We start from the raw sequence: 14,147 nt of genomic DNA on the forward strand, positions 1-14,147 counted from the left end.
TCCAGAATCAGTATTATTGGAACGTTCCATATTTTTCAACAAAAAGTCTGGCCCTGCGCAGTTCGCATCCTAGATCGCACCTCATGAGCTCGACCGATCCCAAATTACTTGTTGTGCTGGGCGACCAACTTTCGCCCGATATCAACGCGTTGCGGCAAGGCATCGCCGGGCGCGATGTCGTGTTGCTGGCCGAAGTCCAAAGCGAAACGCGATATGTGAAGCACCATAAGAAGAAGATTGCCTTTGTCCTGTCTGCGATGCGTCATTTCGCGCAGGAGCTTTGCGAATTGGGCTGGTCGGTCAGGTACGTAAGGCTGGATGATGCGCAAAACACCGGAAGCCTAACCGGCGAAATTGAGCGCGCTTTGGACGAATTGGGGCTTCAAACGGCCATCGTGACGGAGCCGGGTGAGCATCGGCTTGCCAGCGCCTTCGCCAAATCCCCCCGGATCGAGACTTTGCCCGACGACAGGTTTGTCGCGACGCATGCTGAATTTCGGGACTGGGCCGACGGTCGCAAACAACTGCGTATGGAATATTTCTATCGCGAGATGCGCCGCAAAACAGGTTTGTTGATGTCGGATGGTGAACCGGAAGGTGGTCGCTGGAACTATGACACCGAAAACCGCAAACCAGCCAAACGCACGTTGTTCATGCCACAGCCTTTGCAGACCAAGCCTGACGAGATCACAAGCGAGGTCCTAGACCTTGTCGAACGCGAGTTCGGCGATCATTTTGGCGTGCTTCGCCCGTTTTGGTTTGCGGTGACCCGAAGCGGTGCCCTCGCGGCATTGGAACAGTTCATAGACACTGCGTTACCTCGTTTTGGCGACTATCAGGATGCAATGCTGACCGACGAGCCCTTCTTGTATCATTCGGTCCTTGCACAATACCTGAACGCCGGACTGCTCTCGCCGCTTGAAATCTGTCGTCGCGTCGAGAGGGCGTATTACGACGGGCACGCCCCTCTGAACGCAGCAGAGGGCTATATCCGTCAAATCATCGGCTGGCGCGAGTTTGTGCGCGGTATCTATTGGCTGCGCATGCCTTCCTACACCAAGGAAAACTATCTCGACGCCTCCCGCGGGCTGCCCCACTTCTACTGGACGGCAGAAACCGACATGGCGTGCATGAAGTCAGCCATCAGCCAGACGCGTGATGAGGCTTATGCCCATCATATTCAACGATTGATGGTCACCGGCAATTTCGCCCTGCTCGCAGGGGTTGACCCTGCGGAGGTGCACGAATGGTACCTCGCTGTCTACGCCGATGCATATGAATGGGTTGAGGCACCGAACGTAATCGGGATGAGCCAATTCGCCGATGGCGGGCTTTTGGGGTCAAAACCTTATGCGGCCAGCGGGAACTATATCAACAAGATGTCAGATCATTGCGCATCTTGCGCATACGACGTGAAACAGAAATCAGGCCAAGGGGCTTGTCCGTTTAACCCGCTGTATTGGGATTTTCTGGTGCGCAACGATAAGAAGCTGCGCAGCAACCCAAGGCTGGGTCACGTTTACAGAACCTGGGACCGCATGAGCGCCGACAAACAGCAGAGCTATCTGGAGACCGCGCGGCAGATTTTGGATGATCTCTAGAGTTGTAAGCCCAGATCGTTCAATATCTGCGGAATCTGCTTTTTCAGTCGGAAGTACCCAGCAGTCGCGTGTGGCCAAACGCGATCATCGTACGCGTCCCGCATACGAACCAACTCGATCCCCTGCCCTGCAAGAGCAGGCGCGGCACGGTCCAGCCGCATACGAACCACCCCAATCGGGGCGTAAGCGGTCACAATGCGTCGAACACCCAAACGTTTCGCGGCATCAAGCAAAGGCGGCACCCAGTCGTCTGCAACCACAGCGGACAAGCCGAGCGGCGCCAGCGCGCTGGACACTGCGTCTCTTCTGAATTGTAGCGCCATACCGCTGCCGTTGGTCGGGTTTTCCGGCGTGACAAGCCCCAAAACGCCATCAGCATCCTCTGGCATCAATTGCCCGCTGCCGAGGTCTTCGCTGGTCAGAACCAGCAGATGAGGGCCCTTTTCGGGGGCAGAGGCAGCTGGAAGAGCGCGAAGTGGGTGATCTTCGTCTTCTCTCAGCGCCTCTGCAGCAGATGCAAGACCACGAGGCGCGAACCTGCCCTCGGTGTATCTGGCGATATTGTCAGGTTGCGCAAGATAGACCTTACCTTTGGTATGCAACCCCGCCACCCACCGCCAACTCAGCGTGTTGGATGCCGGATCACCATCCAGAAGGTGGCGTAGGAAAAGATCGGCCCCAAGCTGCCAAGGCAGGCGCAAAGTGAATATCCAGATCGATGCAAACCACATGCGGGCATGGTTGTGCAGATATCCGGTTTGCTGCAGCTCTCGCACCCAGAAATCGAAGCAATCGATACCCGTACGCCCCTCAACGGCAGCCTGGTAATCCGCACCCGGCGACCGTGACGCGCGTTCCAGATCTCGTTGGTAAGACCACCAGACGCTGGGCCGTTGCTCCAACCAACCTTTGAAATACGAGCGCCAGAAGACCTCATGAAGAAATTTCTGGGCTTGGGCATATCCGTGACGTGATAAAACCGCCCCCAAAACCTCAAGCTCGCTCAGAAGTCGGCATCGAAGCCAAGGTGACAATCCAGAAACATTGCTTCGGTTGTCCGGACCAAAATCATAGTTTCGCTGCGCTGCGTAGTCGTCCCCGGCATGCGGCAAGAAAGCCTGCAGACGCGCCAACCCTGCACGCCGTGTTGGATGCCACCGGAATTGATCTGGCTTCTGGCTCATTTCAGCCTGATCCAGACGGGTCATCTGTTGCGCCTGCATCTGACAGAGCAATATCTTACCTGATCCCAGGTTCTGGCCCATTTCCGACGCCAGACGAAAGGGCGCCCGCAGCTTGCGCAGGTTTTATGGGGCAAATCGGATTTCTTTCGCATTCTCATACATCAATCCCCCAGCGGCAAGCTGAGTTGGGTCGTTTCCGTTGAACGGCGTCGCCTCAGAGTGCTTCGCTTGCGGCTGCCGTGTTTGGTTTGGATTGCAGCGGCCTCTGCCCGGAACGCAGGGCTGCGTCTGACGGCCCAGATGCGATCGCGCGCCAGCCTTGCAGCAGCAAGATGATCAAAGACACGCTCTGGATACCTTTTGCCGACAATCGCCGCGGCGTCCGGGGCCGACCATGGCTCGTGCAGATAAATATCGGGTATCTCCGCTAATTCTGGCACCCATTGGCGCGTAAACACGCCCGTCGGGTCCTGATCCCAGCCCTGCTTTACCGGGTTATAAATCCGCACCGCATTGATCCCGGTTGTGCCCGATTGCATCTGGACCTGATTCCAGTGAATTCCCGGCTCATAATCTGTGAATAATCGGGCCAGCTCTAACCCGGGCGCGCGCCAATCCAGCCACAGATGATAACTGGCTGTTGCCATCAGCATCGCCCGCATCCGAAAATTCAACCAGCCCGTGGCGCGTAAAGACCGCATGCACGCATCCACAAACGGGTACCCTGTTTGGCCGCTGGCCCACGCGGCCAACAGGCTTGCGTCGGGCAAAGCCGGGCGAAGTTCATCGTACATGTGATGCAGGTTTTCGAACTCAATCCGGGGACCATCTTCCAGCTTCTGAATAAAGTGGCAGTGCCAATGCAACCGACCTGAAAACGCGCGCAACGATTTGCGCCATGTCTTCGCCTGTGGCCCCAACCCCTGTCTGCGCTGCTGGTTGGCTTGCGCCACCTCGCGCACCGACAGCGCCCCCCACGCCAGATAAGGAGAGAGGCGCGAACACGCATGCGCGCCTTCGCTCGGCGACGACATTGCACGCTGATAGTTTTCTCCGCGCGTGTGCAGAAAACTATCCAGAAGTCGAAGACCGGCCCGGCGGCCCCCGGTTTGTCGCGCGGGACAAGAATCCGGTTTCAGATCAAGATCTGCGGCTGCGGGCAGGCGACCCAAGCCAATGTCGGTTGCATTCAGAACAGGTGGCAAAGATTGCGCTTGATCCATGAACCTATCCCAGCGTCTGGCCCAACCATCGCGAGATGGCATACGCCGCAACACCCCATGGTTCTGCACCTCATGCCAGAATACTCCGTTTGCTTTGCACCATGCCGCCACCACAAGATCACGCTGGTAGGTCCAGCCGTTTCCGGTTTCTTCGTGCGACCAAAGTGCTGATAGCCGCCGCTGCTGGCGCAATTCTGTCAGTATCTCGACAACCGAACCCATCCGGATCACCAAAGGTTGCCCCCGCGCGGCCAAATCGCCTTGCAACTCGGCCAGTGTTTCAGAAACGAATTCCCAGTGCCTTGCGGACATATCGGGTTGCTGCCAAAGCTCAGGCTCAACCACATAGAGTGGCAACACATCTCCGCGTTCAGCAGCCCGCGCGAGTGCTGCGTTGTCATGAACTCTGAGATCCCGCTTGAACCAGACGACTTGCATTTCTTAACCCGGGTGGCGACGTACTTACCTGAATGCAAGCTAGACCCATGCGCACCTCTATCCAGTCGGGCGGGCGCATGTTTGATTTGTTTTCCTGATGCGGATCGCCGTCTGCGCCACCCGGTATGTACCGCCCCTGCAATCAGCAAAAACTCAACAGTTCTTACGATAGGGACAGAACCACACAACAAGGCCTTGCGCGGCGTTCGCCGCAGAGGCACCCTGCGCATGAAGGCGTCTCACTTATTTGCGCCGAATCCTGTCAGCTCTGCCTGAACCGTTAAAAGGATACCGATGCAACTGCTCGCCCCAACCCTGTTTGCGCTTCTGAGTATCGCAAGCCACGTATCGGCTCAGAACGCGGCTTACGTTGGATCGGATACCTGCACCGATTGTCACCGCGCCGAGGCAGAAGCGTGGGAGGGATCGCACCACGCGAAGGCCTGGACCGAGGCCACTCCTGACAACATCCGCGCTGATTTCAATGGCACCTCATTCACGCTGGACGACATGACCGCGCGCTTTCGCATCGAGGATGACGGGCGCCATCATGTCACCGTCACCGAACGAAACGGCGAAACGACGGATTACCCGGTACATTCGGTTGTCGGCATCGAACCCTTGCAACAGTATCTGCTCGAAACCGAGCCGGGCCGGTTGCAGAGTTTCGACGTCGTCTGGGACACCGAGAAAGCAGAGTGGTTTCATCTTTACCCCAGCCAGAACGTCCCCCCCGAGGACGGGCTGCATTGGACGGGACCGTATAAAAACTGGAACGCACGCTGCGGAGTGTGCCACGCAACCGGATATGATGCGGGGTATGATCCAGTCTCAGAGACTTACCAGACAACCCAGTCCGAAATCGGAGTCGGTTGTGAAGCCTGCCACGGCCCGGGCAGCGCCCACCTTGATTGGGCGGCGAGCGACAAGCAGCCACCGTCCAACTATGGGTTTTCGGCCGATCTGTCCCAACGCGAAGGATTGATCCAGCAGTGTGCAGGTTGCCATTCCAGGCGCGAAGCCTTCTTTGACGGCAGCCCGATGCCGGGCGCCTCATACCATGACGCCTACAACCTGTCGCTGCTGCGTCCCGGCCTATATCATCCTGACGGCCAGATCAGGGATGAGGTCTATGTCTACGGCTCTTTCCTGCAGTCGAAAATGTATGACAAAGGCGTCACCTGTTCCGACTGCCATGATGCGCATACTGCGCAGGTGATTGCCGAAGGCAACGCGGTCTGTACCCAATGCCACAATCCCGCAGGCAACCCACGCTTTCCCAGCCTGCCATTGGCCGAGTTTGACAGCCCGGCCCATCATCATCACCCCGATGGCAGCGCCGGGGCCCAGTGCAAATCCTGCCATATGACCGAGCAGGTCTATATGGGCAACGACTGGCGCGCAGACCATGCCTTTCGCATCCCTCGCCCTGATTTGAACCTTGAGACCGGTGCCCCAGATGCCTGCACAAGTTGCCACACCGATCAAACGCCGGATTGGGCGGTGGCTCAACTGCGTGACTGGTTTCCCGACAGCGCCAATCGCGGGCCGCATTTCGGGCAGGTTCTGGCGCGGGCCCAGATCAACACCGCCCTGGCCTCGGACGATCTGGTGGCGCTGGCGCGCAGCCCGACCAGCCCCGCCTTGATCCGGGCGACAGCCATCTGGCTGATTGGTCAGACAGATGATCCGGCCCAGATCAACCGGATCGCCGATCTTGTTGGCGCAGCCGACCCCAGCATCCGGTCCGCAACGGTCGAAGCCCTGCGTGGCCTGCCGGGGCCAGAGCGCGTGCAAAAATTGCTGCCGATGCTGGATGACCCAAAGCGCAATGTCCGGATCGCCGTCGCACGGGTTCTGTTCAATGCACCGATCGCGCAGCTGCCTGAGACAGCCGCAGCGGCCTTCCGGGGCGCCATGGATGAGTGGCAGGGCGCAATGGCGGCCCGACTGGACTTTCCGGAAACGCATCTGCAACTTGGCGGCTTCGCATTGACGACCCGCAATTTGACTGCAGCAGATCGCGCTTTTGCCCGCGCAGTTGAACTGGACCCCAAGCTGGTCGATGCATGGATCATGCGGATTCGCATCGCGGCCGTGTCTGGCCAGAATACAAAGATGCAATCGCTCATCGCGGATGCCACGCGCGCCAATCCCGAAGATTTTGCATTGCAAAGCATCATTTCCCAGTTGACCGGTAGCCAGCTGGACCTGTTACCGCCACCTGCTGAGCCAAACGATTAGAGGCAGGATAAATTGGCTTTGGGCGTCCATCACCGCTTGTAAAACGAGCGGTGAGGGTGCCTGATATTTCGGCGTTGAGCGCAGAGCCCCGCGAGGTGCAAGCGCCTCAGGCAGGTGCGGGTGCAGGGGGCTGCGCATGTGTGTGTTCTTAGTCGAAGAACACTTTCACCCCGAAATATGGCCCATGCTGAGTGACATCATAGGCAAACTCACCCGAGTCGAGTGTGTCGCTGTAGTCGACACTGAAGAAACGATAGCCGAACGTAATCGCCGTTCTGTCCCAGGGCTGATAGTCAAAACCGATATTCGCGCCAACTTGCAGGTCGTTCCCCCCGGCCCCAAAACCGCCCAAGTCCAACGAGGCGATGGTTGTCCATCGTTCGTTGACCCGCCACATCCCACGGACACCGATAACCGGCTCGACCCAGCTTTCGTCGCCGCCCAGAGTGGGTGGATTTGTCGGGCCAGGCGTTTCGAACTTAATTTCTTGCCGGATCGAGTTATACCGGGCACCGCCTTGCAGATCGACCGTATAGCGCTGGTTGCCCGCGCCGTATACACCGTCCGCGACACGATAGGCACCCATGATGGCGAACCATTTCTGGCGCACATCTATGTCAACTTCGGTGCTGCGTGGACCCGGCAATGTCACATCTTCGCCGATACCCACATAATTGGCGTCGACAATGATCCCCCAATCACCATTCCACCCTTCATAGCGACCGGCGGCGGCGAAATCGAGAACGTCCAGTACATCGCCGAGATCCAGATCAAGATCGGCGGAAACCCCTGCTACCGTAGAGGTTCCCGTGGTCCTAAGCGGTGTGAACAGGTAAAAGCCAAGCGCGTGACGCCAGCCTTCTTCGTCCTGTCCCGGTGCCGGCAGCGACTGCGCATTTGCCCAGCCGACGAGCGAACAGGAACACGCCGCGAAAGTTATCGTCCAGACAGCTGATCTGATTGCCATCGTTCAATCTCCTTAGAACAAAATGCACACGAGCCGCAGCGCGGTGCCTTACCACCATTCGCTCACTTGCTGACCGAGGATTGTTTGAGAAGGAAAGCCTCAACTGCAGCCTGCGTTTCCGGACGCAGGTTTTCGATGCCCTCGTAAGGCACCCCGCGCGCAGGTTCGGTATCGGGATACTTCTCCTTGCGTTGCAGGTGGCGTCTCAGAATGCGCACGAATTCTTGACCACCCCACGCGCCGACCTCGGTCGAGACAGGGTATTTCTCGTGCGTGTCGCGGTAGACGTCAAAGAAATCTGCAAGGATAGCGCTTTCACCGGACCCCGGAATGCGCAGCTTGAGCTGATCTTTGATGATCGCCCGAGGCGTGTGGACGGAATAGACAATCAAGTGATCCCGTCTGCCCTTTGTCTCGCCCAACAACAACAGCGCCGACTGGTCCACACCGTCTACCAGCCGATCCCTGGGGATACCGGCCTCTGCGCCGGCAAATCGTGCAAGTGTCGTGTAAAGGTCCGAGACATGGACAATGTCACCGACAATCCCATCAGCCTCGATCATTCCCGGCCAGCGGATGAAACTGTCGACCCGGATGCCGCCTTCTGATACATCACCCTTTCCGCCTGCAAACACCATCGGTGTAAAACCGGATTGCGGTGAGTATTTGGTGAAGTGCCCATTGTCGCCCATGACGACCACGATGGTGTTTTCCGTCAGGCCAAGCGCGTCCATTTCGTTGAAGATATCACCCAGCCAACTGTCGAGCTGCTGCATTTTGTCGACATAAAGCCCGCCATTTGGTGATTGTGGCCCACCACGGCCCGCGCGCGTGTTGTCCAGCGGGATCAAAGGCCAGTATTGCAAGAAAAAGGGCTTGTCGCCGCCTGCAAGTTCACGCAGCTTTTCAAGCGTCTGATCCTGATAACGCTTGTTCATGTCGTCATACTTTTCGGCTGTCCAGCGTTCACCCGCAGCCATTTCGACCTCGCGCGCGGCACCGCCCCGCTCGGCCTCAAGCCCGGTGACCATGGCGGCCGGATCGGGGCGAAAGAAATCGTCCAGAATGAAACGATCATCAAAATCCGCGATACCGACCGAGACCTGTTCCTTGATCGCGTCATCATTGTAAATCGTCAGCTGTCCCTGCTGATGGACTGGAAAGCCCGCCCAGTCGAACCCCTGATTGTGCGGCCAGGCCTCGGGGATATCTCCCATGTGCCACTTTCCGACATGGACAGTCGCATAACCCGCGTCAGACAGCACCTCGGCCAGCGTTACCTCATCGGCTGGCAGTCCAAACCCGGCGATATCGACGGTTGTATCACCCATTCCCATCCGAACCGGCAATCGCCCGGTCATCATTGCAACCCGTGTCGGCGTGCATGAAGGTTCGGTATACATGCGAACCATGCGCATCGCTTCATCAGAAAAGGCGTTGATATGAGGGGTCGAATAGCCGCGCACTGCGTTCAGTTCGGGAATACCAAGATCGCCAAACCCGATATCGTCGATCAGAATATTGAGGATATTCGGAGGCCTGCCCTCATTCGAGCGTCGAAACGCCTCAAGCAACTGATCGACCTCAGCATTGTCTTCGGCCCATTGCTCAGCGTTCTGAGCTTCGAGGATGTAGTATTCGGCATCGTGGATGATGGGTGCGTTTTGCGCAACTGCGGTGCTTGCCACAAGACAAAGGGGCGCTAAGAAGCCAGACAGTTTTTTCATATCAATCTCACTCACTCTGATCCGGTGCTTGGCCGGTTACGGGTTTGGGGGAAATCACTGAATCGCCTGCGTTGTCCTGCAGCGCGCCAACGCGATTGATGTCTGTATTGGGAAAGAACTCGACCCAGACATGCCAGAACATACCTGATCGCAGAGTTTCAACGCGGCTCAGCCTGCCGCAATTTGCTTGCCCGAAAAAGTCAATGCTGGTAATCGGGGCGCCACTGTCATTGTACCATGCGCCGACGCTCTCATAAGCGGGATCGTACGACACAACGACATCTCGCCCGCCCACCCTTGCATTGATCAACCCCTGATGCGCGGCGATGAAATCATCGGTCCAACAGACCGCATCTTCGCCAATCGTTATACCCCAGACATAGGTCTTGTTCGGAAGGCGATCATCGCTGTGGCTCATGTTGTCCATGACTGGTGCGGATTCTTGATGCTGCTTGGCGATACCCGACGAGAACACCGTCTCGGTAAACGTGTCGAACAGTCTGAGAAGTGGGTTCGACGACGGTTTGTTCAGAAACACTTCGCCATCCGGGAAAGCCTTCTGAAACCCGCGAAAGCTCATCCGATAGGTCGGCCAGGGCGTCATCGCAGATTGCTTGGACGCATCGCTGTCGAAATGGCCATAAATCTGCTGTATCGGTTCACCGCTGACATTATCGCGCAGGATCAGATTGTTCCCATGCTGGGCCATCACTTCGAGATCCAGTCGCTTGCCATCAATGACCGGCTTGTAAGCCAGACCCAGATTGGCCATGGCGCAATAGGTCATCACGATGTCATCGCCGCCCAGCCCATCAGCATCCCCGGCCAGATGTGGTCGCATCAACTGAGCGTCCGCATGCGCCCGTGCATGGCCGTTGTTTTCGATCACCAGAACACTTGCCGATGGGTTGATGAACTGTCGGGCTTCGGAAATGGGATAGTAACGTGCACTGTTCTGCTGATTGCGCAGACCCACATGCACCCAGACCCAGGGGAACACGAAGAGAAATATGATCACGAAGGTGATAGCGGGCGCGCCCAGAAAGAACAGCCATCGTGGCCCCCCACCCATCAGATGTCCGATCAGCATCAGGACCAGACCGGCTATGCCGATAGCGAGATAGCGGTTTTCATTGCGGATAAAGCGGATCATGTTGTTCCGCTTTACCTTAAGCACCATCTGACTGACGTCACCGAGGTCGCGAAAATACATGAAACCAATGGTCAAAGACACGATGAGCCCAACGTAAAACAGAAAACTCGCAAGCATCTGGACCACCTTTCCGTCATGTTCAGCCTTGCGGGGGGTCCGACACCGAAGCTAGGTAATGTCGGATTTCGCCCTCAAGCCCCCGAAGGCTATCGATCAAATCAGGGTAAGCAGGATCATCCGCATCGCATGGCAACAGAGCAGCCAAACTTTCGTAGTCCGTACAGATTTGGGCAAACACGGTGTCCGAACTGCGCAGGCGTCCGATCTCATTTGCCTGCTCTGCAAACAACATCGAAAGTGCCTCCATTACGCTCCTCAATCTCTTGATCCCGGTTGTGCCCTACGATGAGATGTATCCTTTTCCCCTTTCCCCACTACTGTCGTCGAAATTCACTTACATATTCAGGTATCTTAACGTATGTTACGACGTAACACGTTATTTTCCAGAGGCTTACACAGCGATAAAGCCATGCAATTGACGCCAGAGCACTCTGAACCAGGATTTGACAGGCGCTCCGATACCCCCTCGGATGCTGAGATTCGGCAGGCTTTGGACGCGGTATTGGACAGTCCGGAATTCGACGGCGCCGAGCGGTTACAGTCATTTCTGCGCTATGTCGTCGAGAAACTGCTGGCCGGGCAATCCGACGACATACGAGCCAAATCAATCGCCGAAGACGTCTACCGGATCTCGCTAGACGCAAGCGGTGACCCAATGGCCGTCGTGCGTGTCGACGCAGGTCGTATGCGGCGGCGTCTGGCCAGCTATTACTCGAACTCAGGTAAAGACGAGTGTCTGCGCATCCATGTCGATCCCGGTGGATACGTGCCCCGCTTTGAGATGCTGAAACCGCATCCGCAGAAAGAACCGGTGCCGCCGGCACGAGGAAGCTGGCTGTTGGTCATGGCTATCCTGGCAGTGCTGATGGTCGGCGCGGGCGCCCTTTATCATTTCGGGATGTCCAGAACATCTGAAGAAAAGGCCGCGTCGCCTGTAACCAACCAACAACAAGCGGTCCGTGAGGCGCTGTTTTCGACGAACCCAACAAAACTGCAAGCACTAAACTTGGCCGAAGAAGCGCGGCCACTGATGTTTCCGGTGTTGGACCGAGAACGCATAAAAGCGGTGCGCGAGATGTTCGAACGCGCCATCGCGCTGGACGAGACCTATTTCGGTGGCTACGCAGGGTCCGCGCAAGCAACAAGCATTCTGGCGATCACTACACCGCCCGGCGACGAAAAACGCGCGCTTCTGGACCTGGCAGAACAGCGCGCCGAAGAGGCGGTAGAGCTGGCCCCCGATCAAGGGTGGAGCCACTCGGCGCTTGCATTGGTGTCCTTTGCCAAACGTGACTTTGACGCGGCGCTTGCTCAATCCTCACGCGCCATCAACCTTTCCCCCGACGATATCCATGTGACCAATTTCGACGCATTGTTTGCGTTGTTTGGTGGGGCCTTCGACCGCGCGATCGCATCCGCCAGACGTGCAGAGCAGAACGACACTTCGAACCTGCGCTTTCCCTACAGAAGCGTTTTGGCCTCAGCCAGTTATCATCTTGGGGACTTTCAGGGGTCCATCGACCAGTTCAACGAAGCAATACGGCTAGGAGACCCGGTAAGCGCCATCTCGATCGGCTACCTTGCCGCCAGCTATCAACAACTCGGCGAAACCGAGCAGGCAAGTGCCACCGCATTGCTGTTGGACGAGGCGTGGCCGGGATACCCTCTGGCTGCTCTGTTTCGAACTTTGTTTGCCAATCGGGATCATGCCGAAGAGATCTTGAGCGCGCTGGACGACATTGAGTCCCAGCCAACTGAATAAGGAGCCGGTCAAAAGACCGTTTTTCGGCGTCTTCTGTCCGTGTCATCGCCGCCGATTTCCCACCCTGAGCCATCGGCGCACGTACAATAAACGGATGGCTTCATGGTCGATGCGGTCCAGGGGCGGTTTGCGAAGGGCTTAAGTGGACCGGGCTTCATCCTCGCGCTGCCGGGTTCGACCGACTGTGCGTAAGGCAGCATAAAGATCATGGAATTGCTCAAGGCGCTCCGACAGCTTGTTCATATCGGCCGGATCGAACCGATCCGATGTTGGCGGCTGGACCCCCAGATCTTCCCGATTCAATGCACCATCTCCAAACGCTGCCAGCCGCGCTGCGCCATAGGCCGGACCAGCATCCGCCCCATCAGAGCGCAAGATCGGTTTTCCCGTGACGGTTGCGATCAGTCCCAGCAGAAAATCTGACCGGCTACCGCCTCCGATCGCGGCAAGCTCGGTTAGATTGTCGATGGTGCCACCAAAGCTTTGCGCAGCATCGGCAAAACAAAATGCAATCGCCTCAACCACAGAACGGCAGATATCTGCGCGCGTTGTCGCATCCTCCAGTCCAAAGAAACACGCACGGATATGCGGGTCGCCAAGCGGGCTACGCTCGCCCGTCAGATATGGCAGAAATACCGGCACCCGATCGCCACTGGCTGTTTCTGCCAGGGCCACAACCTCGGCAGCCGACAGTCCCAATTGATTGCCGATCCAGGCAATTGGCCGTGCGCCGTTCAGCATCGCCGCCATCTGGTACCAACGATCAGGCAAAGTGTGCGCAAACGCATGCACGTAGCGTTCCGGATTGGGTTTGAAGCTGTGATCTGCCACAAACAACTGGCCGGATGTCCCTAAAGAGATAAACCCGCGCCCCGGTTCGGTGGCCCCCAGAGATACCGCTCCTGTTGCTGCATCTCCGCCTCCGGCGACAACCGGAATGCCTTGCTTCAAGCCGGTATCAACCGCGGCCTGCGCGGTCACGGCCCCAACAACCTCGTGACCGTCGAAAACCTCGGGCAGCCAATCAGGCGCAACATCCGTGGCCCGGGCGATGCCGGCGTGCCAGCCGCGCGCCGCCTGATCGAACCACAGTGTTCCCGCAGCGTCCGAAGTGTCGGTGGCCAGTTCGCCATGCAGCCGCAAACCGATGTAGTCCTTGGGCAGCAGGATCTTTGCAAGCCGCGCATAGTTGGCCGGTTCATGCTTCTTCACCCACGCGACCTTGGGCGCAGTGAACCCTGGCAAAGGCAGAACACCCGCGATCTGGCCGATCCGAGGTTCGGCCACGCGCAGCTCATCGCACTCTTGTGTCGCTCGGCTATCATTCCACAGAATCGCCGCCCGGATCGGGCGCAGATCGCGGTCGAGCAGAACGGCCCCGTGCATCTGACCAGACAATCCGACGGCTTTCACATCCGACAGCGTGATTTGTCCGGCAAGCAGGCTTAACGCATCGCAGGTCGCCTGCCACCAAAGGTCCGGGTGTTGTTCGGACCAACCCGGTTGTGGCGAGGAGGTCTCTATCCCGACCGAGGCGGTTGCCAGAATTCGGTCCGTATCTGCGCAGACAACCTTGACCGCAGACGTGCCGATATCGATCCCCAGATACATTCAAACCTCTTGCCCGATGCAGAAACCCGGTACTTATCGGGCTATTGAATTTTTTATCGCGCGGAAAGAATATGTAAAGCTATGATAAGATCAAGGCGGACCGATCCGGCAGGCAGA

The 14,147-nt window shown here is 57.5% G+C and carries 11 protein-coding genes; 3 read left to right on the forward strand and 8 right to left on the reverse strand.

What is annotated here, in order from left to right; genetic code table 11:
* The first annotated feature begins 83 nt into the window (after positions 1–83).
* Complete coding sequence (locus tag ACR0KM_RS04865) at positions 84–1,601, forward strand: cryptochrome/photolyase family protein (RefSeq protein ID WP_480857955.1); 1,518 nt, start codon at positions 84–86, stop codon at positions 1,599–1,601.
* Here the strand turns inward: ACR0KM_RS04865 and ACR0KM_RS04870 are convergent.
* The 3 genes from ACR0KM_RS04870 to ACR0KM_RS04880 are packed head-to-tail and all read right to left on the reverse strand — an operon-like array spanning position 1,598 to position 4,446.
* The gene (locus ACR0KM_RS04870) at positions 1,598–2,866 is read right to left on the reverse strand and encodes an FAD-binding domain-containing protein (RefSeq protein WP_480857957.1); all 1,269 of its coding nucleotides are present in this window, start codon (positions 2,864–2,866) and stop codon (positions 1,598–1,600) included. The two genes, ACR0KM_RS04865 and ACR0KM_RS04870, sit on opposite strands and share 4 nt — an antisense overlap.
* The gene (locus ACR0KM_RS04875; RefSeq protein WP_480857958.1) at positions 2,806–2,943 is read right to left on the reverse strand and encodes a DUF2256 domain-containing protein; all 138 of its coding nucleotides are present in this window, start codon (positions 2,941–2,943) and stop codon (positions 2,806–2,808) included. Before ACR0KM_RS04875 ends, ACR0KM_RS04870 begins: the two co-directional genes overlap by 61 nt.
* A 3-nt stretch (positions 2,944–2,946) precedes the next feature.
* On the reverse strand, positions 2,947–4,446 hold the full coding sequence (locus ACR0KM_RS04880; protein WP_480857960.1) for an FAD-binding domain-containing protein: 1,500 nt from the start codon (positions 4,444–4,446) through the stop codon (positions 2,947–2,949).
* Positions 4,447–4,740: 294 nt separating this feature from the next.
* On the opposite strand from ACR0KM_RS04880, the gene ACR0KM_RS04885 reads away from it, so the two are divergent.
* The gene (locus ACR0KM_RS04885; RefSeq protein WP_480857962.1) at positions 4,741–6,690 is read left to right on the forward strand and encodes a multiheme c-type cytochrome; all 1,950 of its coding nucleotides are present in this window, start codon (positions 4,741–4,743) and stop codon (positions 6,688–6,690) included.
* Positions 6,691–6,838: 148 nt separating this feature from the next.
* Here ACR0KM_RS04885 and ACR0KM_RS04890 read toward each other — a convergent pair whose 3' ends face one another.
* From ACR0KM_RS04890 to ACR0KM_RS04905, 4 genes are all read right to left on the reverse strand, one after another.
* Positions 6,839–7,657, reverse strand: coding sequence for a hypothetical protein (locus ACR0KM_RS04890; protein ID WP_480857964.1), 819 nt, complete (start codon positions 7,655–7,657; stop codon positions 6,839–6,841).
* A gap of 62 nt (positions 7,658–7,719) precedes the next feature.
* Complete coding sequence (locus ACR0KM_RS04895) at positions 7,720–9,384, reverse strand: sulfatase-like hydrolase/transferase (RefSeq protein ID WP_480820560.1); 1,665 nt, start codon at positions 9,382–9,384, stop codon at positions 7,720–7,722.
* 7 nt (positions 9,385–9,391) lie between these two features.
* Entirely contained in the window at positions 9,392–10,654 is a 1,263-nt protein-coding gene (locus tag ACR0KM_RS04900) for a DUF3179 domain-containing (seleno)protein (protein ID WP_480857966.1), read from the reverse strand.
* A gap of 22 nt (positions 10,655–10,676) precedes the next feature.
* Entirely contained in the window at positions 10,677–10,904 is a 228-nt protein-coding gene (locus ACR0KM_RS04905; protein WP_480857967.1) for a hypothetical protein, read from the reverse strand.
* A 162-nt stretch (positions 10,905–11,066) separates the two neighbouring features.
* On the opposite strand from ACR0KM_RS04905, the gene ACR0KM_RS04910 reads away from it, so the two are divergent.
* Positions 11,067–12,419 (forward strand): tetratricopeptide repeat protein, encoded by a 1,353-nt coding sequence (locus tag ACR0KM_RS04910; protein ID WP_480857969.1) that lies wholly within the window; start codon positions 11,067–11,069, stop codon positions 12,417–12,419.
* Positions 12,420–12,557: 138 nt separating this feature from the next.
* Here the strand turns inward: ACR0KM_RS04910 and xylB are convergent, their stop codons facing one another.
* Complete coding sequence (gene xylB / locus ACR0KM_RS04915; RefSeq protein WP_480857971.1) at positions 12,558–14,030, reverse strand: xylulokinase; 1,473 nt, start codon at positions 14,028–14,030, stop codon at positions 12,558–12,560.
* Positions 14,031–14,147 lie beyond the last annotated feature (117 nt).

It is taken from the genome of Ruegeria sp. G10 (genome assembly GCF_056533645.1).

Coding starts and splice junctions, on each gene's coding strand:
- ACR0KM_RS04890 (WP_480857964.1), bottom strand. CDS start 7,657: ATGGCAATCAGATCAGCTGTCTGGACGATAACTTTCGCGGCGTGTTCC.
- ACR0KM_RS04900 (WP_480857966.1), bottom strand. CDS start 10,654: ATGCTTGCGAGTTTTCTGTTTTACGTTGGGCTCATCGTGTCTTTGACC.
- ACR0KM_RS04870 (WP_480857957.1), bottom strand. CDS start 2,866: ATGGGCCAGAACCTGGGATCAGGTAAGATATTGCTCTGTCAGATGCAG.
- ACR0KM_RS04905 (WP_480857967.1), bottom strand. CDS start 10,904: ATGGAGGCACTTTCGATGTTGTTTGCAGAGCAGGCAAATGAGATCGGA.
- ACR0KM_RS04910 (WP_480857969.1), top strand. CDS start 11,067: ATGCAATTGACGCCAGAGCACTCTGAACCAGGATTTGACAGGCGCTCC.
- xylB (WP_480857971.1), bottom strand. CDS start 14,030: ATGTATCTGGGGATCGATATCGGCACGTCTGCGGTCAAGGTTGTCTGC.
- ACR0KM_RS04865 (WP_480857955.1), top strand. CDS start 84: ATGAGCTCGACCGATCCCAAATTACTTGTTGTGCTGGGCGACCAACTT.
- ACR0KM_RS04875 (WP_480857958.1), bottom strand. CDS start 2,943: ATGAGAATGCGAAAGAAATCCGATTTGCCCCATAAAACCTGCGCAAGC.
- ACR0KM_RS04880 (WP_480857960.1), bottom strand. CDS start 4,446: ATGCAAGTCGTCTGGTTCAAGCGGGATCTCAGAGTTCATGACAACGCA.
- ACR0KM_RS04895 (WP_480820560.1), bottom strand. CDS start 9,384: ATGAAAAAACTGTCTGGCTTCTTAGCGCCCCTTTGTCTTGTGGCAAGC.
- ACR0KM_RS04885 (WP_480857962.1), top strand. CDS start 4,741: ATGCAACTGCTCGCCCCAACCCTGTTTGCGCTTCTGAGTATCGCAAGC.